The organism is Pseudoalteromonas sp. A601 (genome assembly GCF_002165575.1).
Lineage (GTDB): Bacteria > Pseudomonadota > Gammaproteobacteria > Enterobacterales > Alteromonadaceae > Pseudoalteromonas.
The window spans coordinates 201784-222539 of sequence record NZ_MXQF01000005.1; the positions used below are offsets into that span (position 1 = coordinate 201784).

The 20756-nt window shown below is 40.1% G+C and carries 15 protein-coding genes; 5 read left to right on the plus strand and 10 right to left on the minus strand.

The window, feature by feature from the left end:
- Positions 1 to 9: 9 nt before the first annotated feature.
- Positions 10 to 945 carry a 50S ribosomal protein L3 N(5)-glutamine methyltransferase gene (gene prmB, locus B5G52_RS06020; protein ID WP_087531763.1) on the minus strand — a complete coding sequence of 312 codons (936 nt, stop codon included), beginning with the start codon at positions 943 to 945 and terminating at the stop codon, positions 10 to 12.
- A 136-nt stretch (positions 946 to 1081) separates the two neighbouring features.
- Between prmB and smrB the strand changes: the two genes are divergently transcribed.
- Complete coding sequence (smrB, locus tag B5G52_RS06025) at positions 1082 to 1639, plus strand: endonuclease SmrB (RefSeq protein ID WP_087531764.1); 558 nt, start codon at positions 1082 to 1084, stop codon at positions 1637 to 1639.
- A 48-nt stretch (positions 1640 to 1687) separates the two neighbouring features.
- Positions 1688 to 2611, plus strand: a complete 924-nt coding sequence (locus B5G52_RS06030; RefSeq protein WP_087531765.1) for an AEC family transporter — start codon at positions 1688 to 1690, stop codon at positions 2609 to 2611.
- Between the two features lie 12 nt (positions 2612 to 2623).
- Here the strand turns inward: B5G52_RS06030 and B5G52_RS06035 are convergent, their stop codons facing one another.
- The 5 genes from B5G52_RS06035 to sixA form a co-directional block, all read right to left on the minus strand.
- Positions 2624 to 5857 (minus strand): toll/interleukin-1 receptor domain-containing protein, encoded by a 3234-nt coding sequence (locus B5G52_RS06035; protein WP_087531766.1) that lies wholly within the window; start codon positions 5855 to 5857, stop codon positions 2624 to 2626.
- A 2-nt stretch (positions 5858 to 5859) separates the two neighbouring features.
- Positions 5860 to 8130, minus strand: a complete 2271-nt coding sequence (locus B5G52_RS06040) for an NAD-binding protein (protein ID WP_087531767.1) — start codon at positions 8128 to 8130, stop codon at positions 5860 to 5862.
- Between the two features lie 237 nt (positions 8131 to 8367).
- A complete protein-coding gene (locus tag B5G52_RS06045) occupies positions 8368 to 9105 on the minus strand; it encodes an SDR family oxidoreductase (RefSeq protein ID WP_087531768.1) in 738 nt (245 codons plus the stop codon).
- A gap of 72 nt (positions 9106 to 9177) precedes the next feature.
- A complete protein-coding gene (locus B5G52_RS06050) occupies positions 9178 to 9528 on the minus strand; it encodes a RidA family protein (RefSeq protein ID WP_087531769.1) in 351 nt (116 codons plus the stop codon).
- 81 nt (positions 9529 to 9609) lie between these two features.
- Positions 9610 to 10086 carry a phosphohistidine phosphatase SixA gene (gene sixA, locus B5G52_RS06055; protein WP_176372513.1) on the minus strand — a complete coding sequence of 159 codons (477 nt, stop codon included), beginning with the start codon at positions 10084 to 10086 and terminating at the stop codon, positions 9610 to 9612.
- A 175-nt stretch (positions 10087 to 10261) separates the two neighbouring features.
- Here sixA and B5G52_RS06060 point away from each other — a divergent pair, with 175 nt between their 5' ends.
- Complete coding sequence (locus tag B5G52_RS06060) at positions 10262 to 12982, plus strand: insulinase family protein (protein WP_087531770.1); 2721 nt, start codon at positions 10262 to 10264, stop codon at positions 12980 to 12982.
- Between the two features lie 52 nt (positions 12983 to 13034).
- Positions 13035 to 15272, plus strand: coding sequence for a bifunctional diguanylate cyclase/phosphodiesterase (locus B5G52_RS06065; RefSeq protein WP_087531771.1), 2238 nt, complete (start codon positions 13035 to 13037; stop codon positions 15270 to 15272).
- Here B5G52_RS06065 and B5G52_RS22310 read toward each other — a convergent pair.
- Together B5G52_RS22310 and yeiP are read right to left on the minus strand one after the other, a co-directional pair.
- Positions 15269 to 15463 carry a hypothetical protein gene (locus tag B5G52_RS22310; protein ID WP_254911150.1) on the minus strand — a complete coding sequence of 65 codons (195 nt, stop codon included), beginning with the start codon at positions 15461 to 15463 and terminating at the stop codon, positions 15269 to 15271. The two genes, B5G52_RS06065 and B5G52_RS22310, sit on opposite strands and share 4 nt — an antisense overlap.
- Positions 15464 to 15624: 161 nt before the next feature.
- Complete coding sequence (gene yeiP, locus B5G52_RS06070) at positions 15625 to 16197, minus strand: elongation factor P-like protein YeiP (protein WP_087531772.1); 573 nt, start codon at positions 16195 to 16197, stop codon at positions 15625 to 15627.
- Positions 16198 to 16389: 192 nt separating this feature from the next.
- Between yeiP and B5G52_RS06075 the strand changes: the two genes are divergently transcribed.
- Positions 16390 to 16776: an MmcQ/YjbR family DNA-binding protein gene (locus B5G52_RS06075; protein WP_087531773.1), complete on the plus strand. Its 387-nt coding sequence runs from the start codon at positions 16390 to 16392 to the stop codon at positions 16774 to 16776.
- Positions 16777 to 16955: 179 nt separating this feature from the next.
- Here B5G52_RS06075 and fadJ read toward each other — a convergent pair whose 3' ends face one another.
- Together fadJ and fadI are read right to left on the minus strand one after the other, a co-directional pair.
- Positions 16956 to 19229: a fatty acid oxidation complex subunit alpha FadJ gene (gene fadJ / locus B5G52_RS06080; protein ID WP_254911148.1), complete on the minus strand. Its 2274-nt coding sequence runs from the start codon at positions 19227 to 19229 to the stop codon at positions 16956 to 16958.
- The gene (fadI, locus tag B5G52_RS06085) at positions 19229 to 20539 is read right to left on the minus strand and encodes an acetyl-CoA C-acyltransferase FadI (protein ID WP_087531774.1); all 1311 of its coding nucleotides are present in this window, start codon (positions 20537 to 20539) and stop codon (positions 19229 to 19231) included. The genes fadJ and fadI overlap by 1 nt, the downstream gene beginning before the upstream one ends.
- Positions 20540 to 20756 lie beyond the last annotated feature (217 nt).

The following is a 20756-nucleotide window of genomic DNA, read 5'->3' on the forward strand; positions in this document are numbered from 1 at the left end:
TTAACTTTTTTAGTCAGCAAAATAAGCGATTAATTGCTTTTTGCTGATCACAAACACACCTAAGCCGCCTTGTTCAAATTCAATCCATTCAAACGGCGCGCCAGGGTAAAGTGCATCCATGTGTACCATAGAGTTGCCCACTTCGACAAATAACAAACCGTTATCAGTTAGATGTTCTGCCGCTTCACTTAAAATTGTGCGGGTAACATCTAGGCCATCGTGACCAGATGCAAGGCCAAGTTCTGGTTCATGGTGGAACTCACGCGGTAAATCTGCCATATCCTCAGCGTCAACATACGGTGGATTAGCGACGATCAGATCGTATTTTTGTCCTGGCACACCACTAAATACATCAGATTGTATTGGCAATACGCGATCATTTAATTGGTAATCAGTAATATTGATATCAGCCACTTCAAGCGCTTCATAAGAAATATCAACCGCATCAACTTGTGCATCGTCAAATGCTTGTGCAAGCGCAATCGCAATACAGCCAGAGCCAGTGCATAAGTCTAAAATACGGTTCACCGATTCAGGCTGCTCTAACCACGGTGTAAAACGATTATTAATAAGCTCAGCAAACGGCGAGCGTGGAATTAGTACGCGCTCATCAACGTAAAATGGCATATTTGCAAACCATGCGATGTTTGTTAAATAAGGAACTGGTGTAAAATCGTTAATTCGCTCTGCGATTAAACCGGCTAAACGGTTCTTTTCCGTACTGGTTAACCGTGCATGCATTAACTCTTTTGGCGCATCAACTGGTAAACTCAATGCAGGAAGTAATAAGCTAACCGCTTCATCCCATGCATTGTCGGTCCCGTGGCCAAAGAAGATACCACTGCTGGCAAACTGGCTAGTCGTCCAACGTAACCAGTCATGCAATGTTGAAAGTTCTGCAACAGCTTCATCTAAGGTTGCTTCTTCTATTAGTAATTCGCTCATGTGTGTTATCTGCCTGCTTACTTTCAAAAAATGTATATTCAATCGAGGTGGATTAACCTCTTGATTGCCCTATTGTAACTCGTTTCAACATCGGTTTTTACTCGATTTTTAGCATTTTTTTGTTTAGACTGCCGCTATGAAAAAAGATCCTCACTCAAACAGCCAAATCAGCACTGACGACATTGACTTGTTTCGTCAAAGTATTAACGGTGCCCGTGTATTTAAACAAGACACCCATCGTTTTGCTAATAAACCTAAAGTGTCACAAGCGAAGCAATTTGCCCAGCAAAAAAAGCAACAACAGTCAGAATTTTTCTTTTCTGATGAATATGTGCCAGACATAGACACTAACGGTACAGTTAATTATGTGCAAGATGGTCAAGACCGCTTTTTAGCTAAGCAATTGCGTCGTGGGGATTTTATTCCCGATCTAACCTTGGATTTACACGGTTTAAATAAAGAAATTGCCAAAGACGAGTTAGCAGGCTTAATTCATGAATGCAAAAAAAAGCATTATTACTGTGCTTGCGTCGTTCATGGTATTGGTGGACACATCCTCAGACATAAAGTCCCGCAATACCTTGTACAACACCCCGATGTAATCGCGATTCACCAAGCCCCCCTTGAATATGGTGGAAAAGGAGCTGTGCTCATTTTGATCAATCTACCGCAAAATGATGAGTTCAGGCGATAAACACCATTTTTGATTTTCCAACCACTTTAAATTTAGGGCAATAAAGCAGTGCATATTTTTTCAATTATTTTTCCACTGATCTTTATTGTTGCCCTTGGTTACAGCTGCTGTAAGTTAAAGTTTTTTCAACAACAGCACATCGCAGGACTAAGCAAGTTTACTTTTTATGTTAGTTTACCTGCCTTCTTGTTATTAAATATGTCCCGTATCGACTTACAGCAAAGTATTAGTCTATCTGCTTTTTTGAGCTTCTACATTCCTGTCTTGTTGGTATTTACCAGCGGCATTATTATCGACCGTTTTTATCTGGCTAAACAAAAAAACTATCAAGAACATGGCGTATTTGGCTTAGCGTCAAGTTATTCAAACATGGTACTTGTGGGCATACCTATCGTCATAGCCTCATTAGGCAAAGACATGATAGCCATAGCGTTTATGATTATTACTTTTCATAGCGCATTATTATTCGCATTGACGTATTTGATAGGCGCAAAAGGCAGTGAACACGCATTTTCATGGCCAACCTTTATCAAGAGTATGGTGCTAAATCCTATTGTATTGAGCATAGGTTGTGGGCTTTTGCTCAACATAAGTGGTATACACTTGTTTGATAATTTAGCCAATAGTTTAGAGTTGCTCGCAACGCCTGCCATAGCCTGTGCGCTGTTTGTATTAGGCGCTAACTTAGCATTTTACAAAATCGCGGCTAATTGGCAACCGGCGTTAATAGCGTCATTAATGAAAATCTTTGTACTGCCTGCAGGGGTGTTTTTAATAGGCAGCTATGCATTTTCACTCGATAGAGAAATTTTAAATGTGTTGGTACTGTTAAGCGCCTCTCCTGTTGGGGTAAACGCCTACCTCATTGCTAGCCAAATTGGTAAACACCAAGTTACGCTTGCAGGTGCCGTGGTACTTTCAACTGTATTAAGTGTAGTTAGCTTTAGTTTTTGGTTATCGGTGCTTTTGTAGCCATAGTGTGCATTAATTAATTCCCAAACAACCTCTGTTCAATTGCTGTTGTTTCTTTAACGGCGAAATAAAGTTTTCTTCGCGTTCTTTATTTGTTAGACAATGACGTTTATAAGGAAGTGCATTGATTGCTGCTTGTGCGATACCCTCGCTAATTGCTGGCAATGTATATACTTTATTCGTATTTGAAAGCAGCAATAGACGGTCATTTTGTTCATCAAACGCCAACGATTGATTTTGATAATCCTCACTTTGATAAAATAGTTTTCCAGTTGCAACTTCATATATGCTCGGCTTGCTGCCATTTAAAATAACGTACTTATTCGACACAGTGGCCGTTAAGTTATTAGGTTCAGTTAAGGTATTGAAGCGATGCTGTTCCTGTGCGTTTTGGCTATCATACACGATTAATTCTTGATCTTTTAAACCAACAATAAATTGTTGTTGATGTGATTTGTACGATTTAATGTCAGAATCAAATTCCAATTGTTTCAGCAACTCCCCAGTGTTGAGATCATACATAAGCAAACTACGTTTTGACTTTTGCACTATCAACCGCTGCGTCGCTTCAATAAAAAATCCACTATCAATGTTGCTCAACTTATCTATTGTGGCAATCTGCATGGCTGTATTTAAGTTATATACTTGCCCACCCGCATTATAGCTTGTGGTAAGTGCAAACAGGCCTGTCTCACTAACTATAAGTTTATCAACCGTAATATCATCCGCTAATTTAAACTCAGCCAATAAAGCTTTACTTTCTATATCAAATTTTGACAGAGTGTTACTTTTCCAATCACTTTTCAAAAGGACAAGCTGAGCTTCGTTAGCTGTGAGTGCAATATTAGCAATATTAATATCATCGCTGTCTTGACCAAACTTAAGGTAGTCAGCTTTTTTAATATCAAACACCTTGGTACTGTTAAACTGACAATTAACAGTTAAGTAGCGGCCACTTTTTGACCAAGCATTAGCTGCTAGTCTAGCTGAATTGCATAATGTAAGTGTTTGCTGGATATCACCTTGCCCGGTACCGATTAGGTAATAACGCTGTTCATTTTCATGACTTGGTGTTAAAAGTTGCTTACCATCAGCACTAAATTGGCTGCCCCATACTTTACTATCAGGTGATAATGCAAAGTGGGGTTGAGTTTTATCTAGTTGCCACAACGCAATTGATTTTTCTTTACTGGACACCCCGAGTAATAAATTATTTTTCAACTGTAACTTAGGTGCGCCCTGCAATTTAAAAGTCGTCATTTCTGTGCCTGTTTTTACATCCCATACCCTCACTGTGCTATAAGATATGGTCAATAACATAGTACCATCACTGGTAAAGGCTGCATCAGTTACATCACCAAAGTGGCTCAATGGGCCGCCTGTATTTGTTTTAATATTCCAAAGGACTGGCGCTTTTTGTAAACCTCGAATAAATTCAGCATTAGTAGCATTATTTACAATAGGCTGAAAATTCGACATAACAAACATATATTCGCCTGAATTATCGGTCAGCGCGTGCATTCCTGAGCTTTCCCCTTGGATTTCTCCTGCTACTATTGTTTCAACTCGAGTACCCTTATTATCATAAATCAATAGACCTTGACTATCTGATGTAAAGCGCAATTGTCTTGCCAAGCTACTCGTCGTCCCATAGCTGATATCTAATTCGATATGTCTGATCAGGGCTCCTGTAAACGCATCAAATATACTGGCCTTACCAAATGCAACAGGAGAGATCACGAGATATTTACCATCTGGACTTAGAAGTAATTTATCATTAGTAAAATTGTTGGATATTGTGTGATCAAAAATAACTTTCTGCTCTGACACTGACCAGGCAATGATACGATTCATAGCAGACAAGGTGTAAACTATACTGCCGTCTGGACTTAGCAATACCTGCACTATATCTACATTGAGCTTCGTTGTTGCTAGCTGCGTTAATGATTTACTATCCCACAAAGTGACTTGGCCTTTATTTGATGCCGTGACTAATTTTGTTGCATCTTCACTTTGCGCAAAAGCAACAATCGCCTGCTCTGCGGCAATCTCTTGATCTTGAGCCATTTGATGATATGACAAATACTGTAACTTGCCATCACTCAAAGCAAACAAACCTTGCTCTGCATTAAATTCAACCTGTGAAAAATTTTCGGCACCTTGATAGTGAAAGCGCTTATTAGTGGCATAAATTGCTGTTCTTATTTGACCAATATCATCAGGCATTGGCCGCTCTCCGCCATAACGGCCTGGTAACGCATTCAAACCTAATAACAAAGCAAGGTCGTGCTCGCCATTGCTATTCGCTTGGCGCGCTCGATCCATTAAAAAACGACTTTGATTTAACAGTGATGCATCACGTTGCTCGGTCGCTAATTGTTCATTCTTTACTGCTCGTTGTTGAGCAAAAAAAGCCATGAACCCTGCCGCAATTGCAACAATAGCTAAGATAGCAACGCCACTTAACCATTGTCGTAAGCGCTTGGTTTTTTGCTGAGCAAGCTCTAATTGGTAAGCTTGATCGCGCTTTGTTAATGCGCCCAGCGGTACTGCGATAATGCCAGCAATAATTTTTAACAGCATTAGCTGCTGCTGAGCTTGATAACGAGTTACTCGTTCGTTTATTACTTTAGCCGACACAGAACCTAAAGCTTTTAAATACTGTCGATAAGCTTCTACCGATGCCCACCCCTGCTCAAGTACCCCATCATGGTTAACCCTAAAATCTGCTGCCAACGGTTCAGCAAGTTGTGATGTAGGCTGACCGTTAGCATCATATGCATATTGTAAGGGCTTCGGAAAGCATTCATCAGTGGCGGTAAAACCCTGCTCTTGTTTACTGGTATCCCAACTTGCGTTTGGTTCGCCATCTATCATTGCTGCAATAATTTGATCCGAACGACCTAGTTTTTTAAAGTAATCAATTTCGTCAGCTACATAAGTTGAAGCAACCGCATTAGGTGAACACAACACGATTAACAAGCCGGTATTATCAAGTGCTCGAGTAATCGCATTGGCTAAATCGGCATCTGCGGGGAGCTCTTCCTCGTCACGAAAAATAGGAAAGATCCGTTCTGGGATGACATCCCCTCGAGCATTCTTTTGACCAACTAAATCTTTAGGTATTTCATAGGTTTCAATTGCTTGGTGTAACCAGGTTGCCCATTGACGCCCTGTTTGTTTATTGTCTGCGTGACGATACGAAATAAATGCTAAATATTGATGAGTTAACTGTGACTCACTCATATTTAACTACCTCTTACAAAATCAACAATATACAAATCACCTTTCGCAGTTTGCGGTTTTAACGGGTAGCTCACTGCAAACTCTTCTGGAACTTTATTTTTCCACCAATCAACAACATCTGCGGTGCCACCTAAACCTCGCCCAGCGTTACCATCCCATACTGCAATTAAATCATCCGCAATAGCCACTAAATGTGCGCCTAATGCAGCATATTGATTAGCGCGAGCAGGATTAGTTACCTCTTCCATATCAGCAACATGCTGATACACAGGTGGGATCTCGCTATACCAAAGTGATTTCGCAATGAATTGTTCAAATTCATTATTATCATTATCAAAATCCATTTTATAGAGCTCATAAGCCATTGGCAGTAACGCTATATATGGGGCACCCAAAATAATTTTGGCGCGCTCAACAACTAACCGATCAGCTCCTTGAGCCAAGCCACTAACAAATTGAAAATGATCATTTGGGTATCGTTGTTTAATTTGCAATAAGGTAGTATCAATCGAGGCTACCAACTCGCTGTATTTTGAGTCCGCTAAATCATTAAAACGATGCCCTGTTACTGCAATTGTTCTGACTCGTTGCAAGCCAAACTCAAATTCACTGCTATTAGCCATGGTTTGTAGGTCGGTCACAGTACTTGTAAAAAAATCATTGTTACCTTGCTGTTGCAGAGTGTTGAGTTCACCCCACGGTTTTAATAATGGGTGCTGCTTGGTTAAGTTAGACCGCACATCATTAAATTGCCAACCATCAATGCTGCGCTCAGCACACCAACGCGTGTGCTCCATAGCCGACATAAGAGTAAGCTCACTGGCACTGATTTCAATTCCCTGAGCAGTTGTGCAAAATCGTGCGCCAATTGCTGCCAGCTTGTTATCCCAACTCATAGCAAACGCACGGTTTGCTTCTTTTAAGCTATATGGCAATGCTTGCCATGAGGTAGGCTGGCTGTCGTCATTGTTGCTGGCCAAGTAACTGTGCTCATGAGTGCGTTTTGCTATTAAACTGCCAAGCGGTTGGGTAATAGCACTGATATTGATGTCTTTACTATTGTTATTGAAAGCATATAAATTATCTGGAATCTTTTGATTTTGCCGCGCGGGACTATCACCAATTTCAGCATGATCAGTGGCATAAATAATCGGTGCCATAAACAAGCAATGGTTAAACATTGCGTTTCGTAGCGCCAATGCCACTTCAAAGCTATTTAAGCTTTCACTTTCAAATACATATACTTGTGTTACATCATTTAGTAGCATTGCAAGACGTTGCTGCTCAGCAACTAACTGAGCAACATCTTCTTCAATGACCTTCAACTGTGTTGCTGCAACAATAGCAGCAAACTCAGCTTTTAAGCTGCCATTCGGCTTATCAGTAATGAACGTAATCGTTGGCGTTTGTAAACTCTTATAAATTGCATTTTTGGCTATCGTTCGTGCTAAATCTAGCGCATTATCATTACAGCCAAATATAATAATATGCGCCCGCGATACACCTTGAATATTGGCATAAGGCTGTATTGGATAACGCTGTAATAAGTGCTCCGCTAAAATTTGGCTTTTTCGCCAAAATCGCAATTCAGTTTGAGTGTTACTCATAAAGCGCGGTAATTGATTTAATTTATCAGCCAATACTCGGCTATGTAAATGTACAAAAACCTGAGGAGAGTTTTCGCCTTCAACAGTATTTAAATAAGGGAGTACTTGCTCTGCTATGGCGATATTTTTATTGTCATCACCGCAGCAAAAAAATATATTTTTCGCATGCCGTACATTTAACTTTTTAACCACCTTTAGATTGATTTCACCATTGAAAACAATCGCACCTCGGCGTTTTAACAGTGCAATATTACTATTTTGACTTTGATGCTCTATCGCTATTACTTTTTTACCTTGCTCAAGCGCCGACACGGCAATAGCAGAGCCTTTATTACCAAGACCTATCACTAACTCAAAACCAGTACGCGGACGTAATAAAAATGCCAATAATTGTTTTGCACCATCAAAAATCAGTACAAAGAAAATTAAAGCCGTGGTTAGCGGGGCTGCAAAACGTGCAAACTCAATAAAAATATTCATATGCTGAGTTTTATGAAGATCTTGTGTCCAATCTCCACTAAAGGCGAATAACCCAGCTATAGCGTATATATTATTTGCTAACGGTTCATTCCATTTGGGGGTAAGTGATAGCCCGAGTAAGCCAACCAACATAATGAAAATAAATAACCCAAATAGAAACAAACTCGATTTTTTTTCAGTATCCATAACACCTAAATTATTATTATTTATAAATTCACACTTAATAATAACGGCACATCTTAGTTACTGCCAGCTATTCCGAGTAAAGTATTAACAATTATATTGCATAAGTAATCGATTGTTACAACAAAGTAAGGTCCATGATTAGGTAAGTTTTCTATTATCAGCAGCTTTCTTTAAGGTCATGCATTGGGGATATAAGCAACGACGAGTATACTTTTGTTTTAATTACTCTTTTCTAAGTTATAAACCCCCTGCAACATCAATAAAACTTCCGGTAGTAAAAGAGGCTTGCTCAGACGCTAAAAAGTAAATTGCAGCGGCCACTTCTTCGCTCTGTCCACCACGTCCTAAAGGGAGCTTTTTCTTGAGCCTATCGACTCGATTAGCTTCCCCACCATCACGATGCATATCAGTGTAAATAAGCCCAGGTCTAACGCCGTTCACGCGAATTTTTTGCTGTGCTACTTCTTTGGCAAGACCAATAGTTAAAGTATCTATTGCTCCCTTAGACGCTGCATAATCGATATATTCGTTTGGCGATCCGGTTTTTGCTGCACCTGATGACACATTGACAATACTGCCACCATTTACCATTCGCTTTATCGCCTCGCGGCTACATAAAAAAGCGCTGGTGATATTGGTAGTCAGTATTTCATTAATACGTTTTGCGTCCATATCAAGTAGCGTCATCTGTGGTTTTAAAATACCGGCGTTGTTGACCAAAACATCAAGCTTGCCAAATATCTTATCAATACTTTCGAACATGGCTATTACATCTACTTCACTAGAAACATCAGCTTGCAGCATTAGCACCTTCACTCCTAAGGCTTGAACTTGCTGTGCTACTTTTTTTGCTTCAACGTCATTGGTTTTGTAATTAAGACAGATATCGTAACCATGGCGAGCGAAATGAATGGCAGTCGCAGCCCCTATTCCACGACTAGCGCCGGTTATTAGCACTATTGGATTTGAGCTCATTGTCTATCCTGAGAGTTAAGTTTTTAAACGGCCTATTGAGTTTGTGCTTTTCTATCAGGCCGCTTAAAGGGATTATTTAATTGCAGCGACAACTGATATCTCTACTAATAATGCATCTCGCGCCATTTTAGCTTCCACACACGCACGAGCCGGTGCGTGCCCTGCTGGTACCCACGCATCCCACACCGCATTCATATCAGCAAAGAAGTCCATACTTTTTACATAAATAGTGGCACTAAGCATATGCTCTTTTGAGCTTCCTGCTTCATCTAAGAGTGCTTCTACCTTATCAAGCATGGTTTGGGTTTGCTCTTTAATACCTTGCTCTGCATCTGCACACACTTGGCCGCATAAGTACACGGTGCCGTTATGTTTAACAATGCGGCTCATACGCGCACCTGTTTGAAGACGTTCGATACTCATGTTCATTCTCTCGTTAATTTATTTGGCGCTAATTTAACAAAGTAAGATCAATAAGGTTAACAGTTTAAGATGAAATAATTTCTAGACATCAACACTAACTGGTGAGTGTATACTCAAATATTGGCTTTTTTGCTCAATATAATCATAACTGATCACTGCAACAGCCCCCGTGTTAAATATAGGCATATTGCCATTACTCAGCTGATCAACCAAATAGCTAACAATTGGCATGTGTGCCACCACCAGCCAAGTATCGCACTCTGGATGTAATGCAATTAAAGTTTCAAGGTAGTCAGCCGCAACTTGCGGGTTTCCTTCAGGTATAATGTCTGTACAGGTTTCTTCAAATAAAAATGCGTTATTCTTTTTAACGCCTTGCGCTGTTTGTTGAGCTCTTGTGAAAGGGCTCACTAATAACGCTGTTGGAGTATAGTTCGTGTGTAACCACTTACCCATTTTTTCTGCTTGCTGTTGGCCAACTAGGGTCAAATTTCTACTTGCATCGTCTGCTTGCATCGGTGTTGCTTCGCCGTGACGCATAATTAGGATTGTTTTCATAAAAAATCAACCGATTAAAGAATATAAAACAGTAGCCAGTTTGCCCGTTTGTCCGCTATATTAAAGCAATATAACCTATCGCTTATGATATTCAGGTATTAGGCATCGCAGTTAAATACTGTCCTGAAGATATCATGTGTTGTAAACAAGTAAACGTAAGTTTCAGGAGCATCATTTGAATATCAGCCGTAATGATAACAGAACATACCACTCCCTAACACTGGACAATGGTCTAAAAGTGTTAATAGTGCAAGATAAAGATTCAACTAAAGCTGCCGCATCCATGGCTATTAATGCCGGACACTTTGATGATCCCGATGATAGGCAAGGCTTAGCACACTTTTTAGAGCACATGCTGTTTTTAGGCACTGATCAATTTCCTGAATCAAATAGCTTTAGTAACTTTGTGTCCCAATCTGGTGGCAACACGAATGCGTGGACAGGAACAGAACACACCTGTTACTTCTTTGATATTAATAATCAAGAGTTTGAACATGCTCTCACACAGTTTAGTCGCTTTTTTATCGCGCCACTTTTGAGCCCAGCTGAAACAGAAAAAGAACGTAATGCCATAGAAGCTGAATTTAAATTAAAAATTAAAGATGATGGACGCCGTATATATCAAGCACATAAAGAAACCGTTAACCCGGCTCACCCTTTTGCTAAATTTTCTGTCGGTAATTTACAAACCTTAGCGGATCGTGAACTCTGTATTAGTGATGAATTAAGAGCTTTTTTTGACACCCATTATCAAGCACAGTGGATGACTCTCGTTGTTTGTGCAAATGCTGAAATAGCACAAATGCAACACTGGGTAACGGCGCTGTTTAGTGATATCAAAGGCGCTAATGCTACAAAGCCTCCGATTGAAGCACAGCTCTACCGCGAGCAAGATTTATGTAAAGTGTTACATATTGAGCCTCATAAACACATGCAAAAACTCATTGTTAGCTTTGCAATGCCCAATATCGATGAGTTTTATCGTCATAAAACCGTCAGCTTTATTGCACACCTATTAGGCTATGAGGGGCAAGGCTCTTTATACTCCATTTTAAAAGAGCAAGGCTGGATCAACGCTCTCTCCGCAGGTGGTGGAATAAATGGCAGTAACTTTAAAGATTTTAATATCAGCATGGCGCTGACTGATGAAGGCATAGAGTATTATGAAGACATTGTTGAAATGATGTTTGAATACATTTGCTTAATTAATCAAAATACCGACAAACTACCACGACTTTATCAAGATAAGAAAAACCTATTAAAAATAGCGTTTGATAACCAAGAAAAAGCACGGCTTATAGATTGGGTGAGTAATTTAAGCGTCAATATGCAGCATTACGACGAAGCTAACTATGTCCAAGGTGACTATTTGATGGAGGGGTTTAATCAGCATGCCCACGAAATAGCTATGCAGTGGTTAGTACCGCACAATATGCGTTTGGTGCTCATTCATCCCGATGTTGAACCTGAGCACAAAACTCAGTGGTATCACACACCCTACCGCGTCGAAGGGTTATCTAGCTGTTGGCTTGAGGCGCTTAGCGAAATAAACACGCCACTACCTGAAATGTTATTACCAACTGCAAACCCCTATTTAACTAAAGAAGTGGCTTTATTTGATGTAGAACAACCGCAAACTAAACCCACGTTACTAGTAAAAGAACCCGGTTTTGATTTCTGGTTCAAACAAGACAACACTTTTCGGGTCGCTAAAGGACACTTTTATTTAGCAATGGACTCTGACTACGCGGTTAAAGATATTAAACACATGGCACTAACACGGCTATTTGCTGATTTATTTATGGATAGCGTGGCCGAACAATTTTACCCAGCTGAATTAGCAGGTTTAAGCTACCATTTAACCTCGCACCAGGGCGGACTAACACTGCATACTGCGGGTTTATCATCAAGCCAATTGGAGCTTGTAGATGAGCTACTAGATGCCCTGTTTAACGTTGATATCTGTGCCAAACGCTTCGCTGAATATAAAAAGCAGTTGGTGCGCCATTGGCGTAATAGCAACCAAAATAAACCTGTTGGCGAGTTATTTAGTGTGCTTGGCGCGAAAGTCATGCCATGGAACCCTGAACCTGAAGAACTTGCAACGGCTTTAAAAGACACCAGTTTTCATCAATTTAATTGTTTTCGGCGAGAGTTCTTTAAAGCGTTACACGTTGAGTCTTTCTTACACGGGAACTGGCGAGAAAGTGATGCAATAGAGTTTCAAAAAGAGGTCGCAAATCATTTAGCCAAATCTGCAACAATTGCTGATTTGCAACGCCCATTGTACGAAATTGATAAAATTACCCGTGCCCAGCTTGAGTTAAATTGCAGTGACAATGCCATGGTAATTTACTATCAAGCGTTAACCAGCGACGTTAACGAAAAAATAAAAATGATGGCGTTAAATCATTTAATTAACCATGATTACTTTAATGAGCTACGCACCAAGCAACAACTAGGTTACCTAGTAGGTGCTGGGTATGCCCCCTTTAATACTCGCGCAGGCATCGCTTTTTATGTCCAGTCACCAAATTATAGCGCAACAACATTGCTAGAACGCCATAATGAATTTTTAGCTAGTTTTGTTAGTAACCTGGATGCCATTGATGAGCAACAGTGGCAAATGCAAAAACATGGTCTTAAAACCCATATAGCCGAAAAAGATAAAAACTTACGTTTACGCTCGCAAAGGCTTTGGCTGGCTATCGGTAATCAAGACCACGAATTTCATATGCAGAAAAAGCTTTTAAATGCATTAAAAGAGCTCACGCTGTCTCAAATGAAACGTTATATACTCGACACCTTCAGTGATGATAGAGCAAGATATGAGCTATTGAGCGTTGCAAAATTAAAGAAACAAACAAAACAGAGTGTTTACTCGCATTCTCTTTGACACAACCTGACGCTTCTATTAGATTATCTAGTGAAGATTAAAGAAGTGCACAATGATAATAGAAAAAATAACAATAAAACTAACTGTATTTGTATTTTTACTGCTCAGTTTTAATCCACTAGCTTATAGCGAGCAGTTAGTAGATAAACAAACCTTAATGGTTTATATACCCAGCGTATTTATTGCGCTGGTTTTACCATTTCTGTTATTTACCATCCACAGACTGCGCCGCTCACGTAAACAGTTACGTGTCTCAGAGCACCGTTTAAAAAGCACTGTTGAAGGCAGTGGCGATACCTTGTGGGATTGGAATATCGGATCCGGTGAAGTATTGCGTATAAACGACAAATACATGATGGATCGAAACACTCAAACAGACTTCCCCCCTAACAGGTCGCTGATCCACCCTAATGACATATCCAGTGTTGAGCTTTTACTCAAACAACATTTTGCCGAACAAACCGCCTTTTTTGAAGCAAGTTACCGTATTAAAGATAGTTTCGACCGCTGGCGTTGGGTACTTGATCGCGGCAAAATCATCGAAAAAGATGCAAGTCTTAATCCATTGCGAATGACCGGCACAGTCCGTGATATTACCTTATTAAAATCAACTGAAGCCCGCCTAAACCTATTTGCAAAGTGTGTTGAATCGCTTACTGATGCTTTGGCTATTTACGATAAAAACTTTAATCTGGTTGATTTAAATCCAAGTTTTTTAAGTCAATTTGGCGGCAACCGTGAAAACTACCTTAATAAGCCTTTCACCTTGCAGGGCTATGAAGAAAGCTACATAGAAGAGATAAAAAATACCGTGCGTCGCACGGAGCATTGGCAACAAGAAGTAAAACTACGTAATAGTGACCGCAAAGTATTACCTATTGAAATTTCTATCGACGAAATAAAAAATGAGTACAATCAAATCTGTAACTACGTGGTGGTATTTTCAGATTTAACAGAGCGTAAGAAAGCCGAGTCGCAATTACATAATTTATCCAACCGAGATAGAACCACCGGCTTGCCTAATCGGAACTTGTTTTTTACTGATCTAAAAAAACTAGCAAAGCAAGATGACCACCATGCGCTATTGGTTTTTGATTTAGATAACTTCAAAAAAATCAATGACTCACTAGGCCATCAACTCGGCGATAGCTTATTAGCAAAATTAGCCATGCGGCTAAATAAGCTCACCCGTGAAAAAGACGTGTTTTACCGCTTAGGTGGTGATGAGTTCGCTCTTGTAATGTCTGGTACAAACGATATTCACACCATCACTCGAATGGCGAAACAGTTTTTAGCCGCTATCGCGACACCATTTAAAATGGCGGGTCATGAATTGGTGATCACTTCTAGTTTAGGTATTGTGCTATTCCCTGAAGACGGTAATACGCCAGAGCTGTTACTTAAAAATGCCGACACAGCTATGTATCACGCAAAAAAGAAAGGCAATAGTTACCTATTTTTTAACGATACAATGAATCGTCAAGCTGTTAAACGTTTACAAATCGAAAACTTAATGAGATTTGGTTTAAAAGAAGATCATTTTGAGGTGTATTACCAACCGAAAATGAACATTCGTACTGGCAAGTTCACAGGTATGGAAGCTCTGGTTCGGTTTATTACACCGAAAAAAGGCATTATTAGCCCAGGCGTGTTTATTCCTATTGCTGAAGAGACTGGTCAAATTATTGAAATAGGTGAAGTGGTATTAAACAAAGCTTGTCGTGATGTAAAAGAGTGGCTCGATGCTGGTTTATTTAACGGCCGAGTAGCGGTAAATTTGTCAGCAAAGCAATTTAGCTTGCCAGATTTAACCACGCGGATTGATGTGATTTTACAAAAAAATGCACTACCGTCTTACTTTTTAGAGCTTGAGATCACTGAAGGTACTGTAATGGATGACCCTCAAGACGCTATATCGATTATGCGTTCACTCAGTGCACGCGGTATTCACTTAGCTATGGATGACTTTGGCACAGGCTATTCATCACTTGCATACTTAAAGCAATTTCCACTTAATACATTAAAAGTTGATAAAGCATTTATTGATGATATGGAAAACGAACGGGGCCGCAATATGGTCGATTCGATTGTTACCATTGCCCACAACCTAGATTTACATGTTGTTGCAGAAGGTGTTGAAGAAGCGCAGCAAATAGCAATTTTAGAGCAACTTAATTGCGAAACCATGCAAGGTTATTATTACTCTAAGCCATTATCAAAAACCGAATTTACCGCATTTTTGCAAAAACAACTTAATGAATCAGCGCCAAGTTTAATCCATCAAGCTTAAGGGCGCCAAATGCACGCATTGACCCCAACACCCTGTAATAAAGCTCTACGGTAATGTAAGTTAAATAAACACCATGCTATGGGCCCTAGCACCCCTGCAAGCATCACCCAACGCTTAACCGGCATGCCTTTTTTGATTACTTCTAAATACATTATTGCTATGAAAATTGCGCTAATCAAAAAATACAAAATAGACCTTATAAAACTGGTTAAAAATAAAGCGTGCAGTGTAACTTATGTGCAATGTTGTTTAAACTCTAATATATGAATAATGGGTATTCGTGTCATTCATAATAGATACAAAAAAAGCCGATGATGTATCGGCTTTTAATCGCTATCTAATGAGCTAAAGGTTACTTTTCAGCACGGCCCATAAATTTATGTTCAGCTGTATTAATACGAATGCGATCGCCCGTAGAAATATGCTCAGGTACTTGAATAGTTAAACCAGTTGATAATTTTGCAGGCTTTGAGCGAGCACTGGCTGACGCCCCTTTAATAGATGGGTCTGTTTCTTCAACTACCAGCTCAACGCTTGAAGGTAAATCTAAGCCTACTGGTGCACCATCAATAACAATGACGTGTACGCCTTGTGTTTCTTCATTAACGAAAAGAATTTCTTCGCTAATAGCATCTTTATTTAGGTTATATGGCGTGTAATCTTCGTTGTCCATGAACACGTATTCATCACCATCGATATAAGAAAACATTGACTCACGGCGAATTAAGTCAGCAAGCTTTAGCATATCACTGTCTTTAAACGTTTCGTCAACTTTAGCACCTGTTACTACATCATACAGACGCATGCGGTATAAACTACCACCAGCGCGGCCTTGTGGCACAGAACGAACAATATCTTTAACCACTAAAGCGCGGTTATTGAACTCAATGGCATTACCTTTTTTAACTTCACTTGCCTTAGGCATAGGTGTATTCCTATAATTTATTAATCATCAGAAACATACCATGAAGTTATTTTTCTGCAACAAGAAAATCTCAGCAAGTAACGTTATGATTGATAATTCTAATAAATTATACCTATTGGACATTTTTTCATGACTAAACTACGAAAAAGCTGCTATGGTTAAGGTACCGTAAATGACTTCAAGGACTGGATCATGGATCAACACACAGCACATGAGTATTTAACAACTAAACCTCTGGTTATGGTTACCAAACCTTTTGGCCAAGAAGTTGATGTATATAAAGTAAATCATAAAATGTTTGCTACATTATCGGTCGGTAATGAAGGTGAAACAGATGAAGATGGCAACCTAATTTGGTGGATGAACTTAAAATGTGACCCTGACGAAGCACAAGCTTTACGGGATCTTTTTCCTTCAGTGATACCTGGCTATCATATGAATAAACGGTTATGGAATACTGTTATTCTTGATGGCTCTATCCCTCAAGGCGAAATTGAGCGCATGATTGATAATTCATTTAGTTTAGTTGTAGCAAACATGCCTGAAAAAGATCGCAAAGCGATCGAGATTCACATGTGATGCATCTATTGCACTGGGCTTCACGCTTAGTGCAATACTTTCCCAACAAGTTTTCTTCTTAAATACACACCTCGACTGTGGATAAAACAGTCTTTATGCAATGTAATTTTATGCGTTAGTGATTTTATGTAGGCATAAAAAAACGCACCTCAAGGGTGCGCTGTTATCAGGTTTAAATCTTAAGACTTTTTATCGTCTTGTTGTTGTTCATCTGTGTTTTCATCTTCACTGTCAGACTCAGTAGCTTGCGTGATAATAACCTCATCCGTTGCAACTTCAACTGGCGATTCTTCAACAACACTTTGTTGCTCAGCAGGTTGAACTTCACTCTTAGTTGCAGCTACTGGCTCAACTTGGTAAAAACTCGCGCCTTTATCTGCCATATCTAGCAATGTATCACACGGGGTAAATACTGGGTTGTAGTTAGCAAAAGTCGCCATTTCTGAGCTCACTTTACTTGCGCCAAGTTTATCCATATAGCTGAATGGGCCACCCAAGAATGGTGGGAAGCCAATACCAAATATCGCACCAATGTCACCGTCACGAGGGCTTGCTATAATGCCATCATCTAAACAACGCACGGCTTCGTTCAGCATTTGGGCTACACAACGCTTAGCAATTTCACTTTTGTTTAAACGTGGAGACGGGCTTACACCAAGTAACTCATAGATTGACTCATCCACTTTTTTGGCTTTTTTATCATAGATATAAAAACCACGACCTGTTTTACGGCCTAAGCGTTTTGCGTCAATTAAACGACTAAATGCATCAGGAGCTTTAAAGCGCTCACCCAGTTCTTTTTCAAGAATTGGGGCTATTTTAGAGCCGATGTCGATACCTACTTCATCTAATAATGCCAACGGTCCAACAGGGAAACCAAACTCAACAAGTGCCGCATCAATTTTATCAATCGGCTCACCGGCAAGGAGTAAGTTAGCTGCTTCATTTACATAAGGCGCTAAAATACGGTTTACGTAAAACCCTGCCATGTCTTTAACAACAATCGGTGTTTTACCTTGTTTACGGGCAAAGTTTACTACGCGAGCAATAGTTTCTTGAGACGTACCTTCATGTGGAATAATCTCAACCAATGGCATTTTTTCAACTGGTGAAAAGTAATGTAAGCCAATTACATTTTCAGGGCGCGTAGCCTCAGCCGCTATTTGCGAAATAGGTAACGATGAGGTATTGCTGGCAAAAATAGTATTGTCTTGGCATTGCTGTTCTACATCAGCAACCATACCTTGTTTAAGACTTAGATCTTCAAATACCGCTTCAATAACAATATCAATATGCTTAAAGCCACTGTAATTTGTTGTGCCGGTTATTTTACTCATGGTTTTCTGTAAATCGGCTTTAGATAAAATACGACGCTTTTGCTTTTTATCTAAAATTTTGTAGCTGTAATTCATGGCATTACTAATACCCTGCTCTGCTACATCTTTAATACGAACAGGTACACCTGCTTTAACCGCGCTAACATGAGTAATACCTGCGCCCATTAGACCACCGCCTAATACAGCTGCTTTTTCTATAGCAGGGGAATCATCGTTGCGCCACTCTTTTTTCATCTCAGTAGTTGCAAAAAAGATCCCACGCAGTGATTTTGATTCATCACTCATCACCAAGGTTGCAAAACCTTCGGCTTCTGTTTTGTAGGCTTTTAATTCATCAAGCTCAACACTAGCACGCACCGCTTTAATAATTGCCAATGGTGCAGGATAATGACCACCGGTTTTCTTCAATACGTTTTCTTGGGCTTTTTTAAAGATAATATTGCGGCCAAATGGGTTTGACTCAAGCAATTGACTAATACGGTCAAGCTTTGGTTTCGGCGCTTTTGCTTTACCTTTTAAGGCAAACTCTTTCGCTACACGTAGTAAAACAGTGTGCGGTACGCAGTCATCAACTAAACCCGCTTTTTTAGCTTGTTTAGCACGAACTTGCTTACCTGTTAGCATCCACTCTAGGGCTTTTTGTAGGCCAACTAATTTTGGTAAACGTTGTGTGCCACCGCCACCAGGTAATAAGCCAAGTTGTACTTCTGGCAGGCCTAATTTAGTTATATCGCTGTTTGAACACACACGATAATCGCACGCTAGTGCAAACTCTAAACCACCACCGAGAGCAGCACCATGAATAGCACTGACCGTAGGGAATGGTAGCTTTTTCATATCAAAAAACGCACGGTGGCACAGCTCGCTGATTGCCAATGCATCTTCGCGTTTTTCAACGTTATCAAGCATTTTGACATCAGCACCAGCAATAAAGTTATCGCTCTTACCGCTAATAAATACCATACCTTGTACAGCTTGTTGTTTTGCATTATCAAGCAGTGCTTTTAAATCATCGGCAAAGGTATCGCGCAGGGTGTTCATTTTCTCACCCGGCACATCAATAGTTACAACGGCTAAACCGTCTTCAATTTCTAAACTAAATACTGAATCTGTCATTACGCACTCTCCAATACAAAGGCTGCACCTAAACCACCTGCCGCACAGGCGGTAGTCAGGGCTAAACCACCGCCACGGCGGTTAAGTTCGTGTAAGCTTTGAGTGATAAGTCGTGCGCCAGTTGCTGCAAATGGGTGCCCATATGCAAGCGATCCGCCCATCACGTTAAACTTATCCATGTTAATTTCACCAATGGCCTTACTACGGCCAAGTTTTTCTTGGGCAAACTTATCTGAGGCAAACATTTTCATGTTAGCAAGTGTTTGCGCTGCAAATGCTTCATGCATTTCAATTAAATCAAGGTCAGCTAGAGTAATGCCCGCTCTATCAAGGGCGATAGGTGTGGAATGGGCTGGTCCCATTAGCATGTCTTCATGCACACCGATTGCTGAAAAGGCAAAGCTGCGCACATAACCTAAAATGTTATAGCCCAATGCTTTTGCTCTACTTTCACTCATCATCAGTACAGCTGCCGCACCATCGGTTAATGGCGTTGAGTTTGCAGCGGTAACTGAACCATGTTGACGGTCAAATGCTGGCTTTAATTTAGCATAACCTTCTACAGTTGAGTTATGGCGAATATTGTTATCTTGTTCGATAAAGCTCTTATAAGGTGGTAAATGCGCTGTCATTACTTCTTCAGCTAATTTGCCATCAGCCCATGATTGGCTAGCAAGCGAATGTGAACGATGTGCTAACGCATCTTGATCTGCACGGCTAATATTATGCGTTTTAGCCATTTGCTCAGCGGTTTGGCCCATTGATAAGCCTGTTGAATACTCGGCCACTGCTGGCGGTACTGGCATTAAATCTTTTAAACGCAGCTTTGAAAATATTTTTAAACGCTGGCTAAAAGTACGCGCTTTGTTTAAGTCAACCAAGCTACCCGCCAGTTTTTTGCTTACACCGATAGGTAACACTGAAGAAGAATCTGCGCCACCGGCAACACCTACTTGGACAGAACCGGCCATTATTGACTCAGCAACATTCGCAATGGCCTGAAAGCTAGTCGCGCATGCACGAGACACTGAATAAGCATCAACCGATACCGGCATACCTGTGCCTAACACAATTTCGCGAGCAATATTTGGCGCTTCAGGCATTTGTACCACTTGGCCAAATACCAATTGATCAATTTCTGACTTATCAAAATTTAAGCGCTCTAGCATTTCATTAACCACTAGTTTACCCATATCAAGGGCTGGTACATGATGGAATGCAGTTGCTTGTTTTGCGAACGGTGTACGTAAACCACTAACGATGGCGATACGATCGCCTTTTGCTGTTTTAAGTATGTTTTGCTCAGACATTTATGCTCTCCCGCTGACAGGTCTGACCTGTTTGTTTTCCTCGATTCTAAACAACCCGTGTACTAAAGCCAATAGCGAAATTGAAAATAGTGTAATTAGTTAGCAACAATAGGCTTTTTTTTAACTATTTACAAAATTATCGGTTCTTTATATGTTAGGGTAAAAATCGTTAAAAAATAACGAACTATTTTGTAAAATTAGGTCTAACACTTGTGTT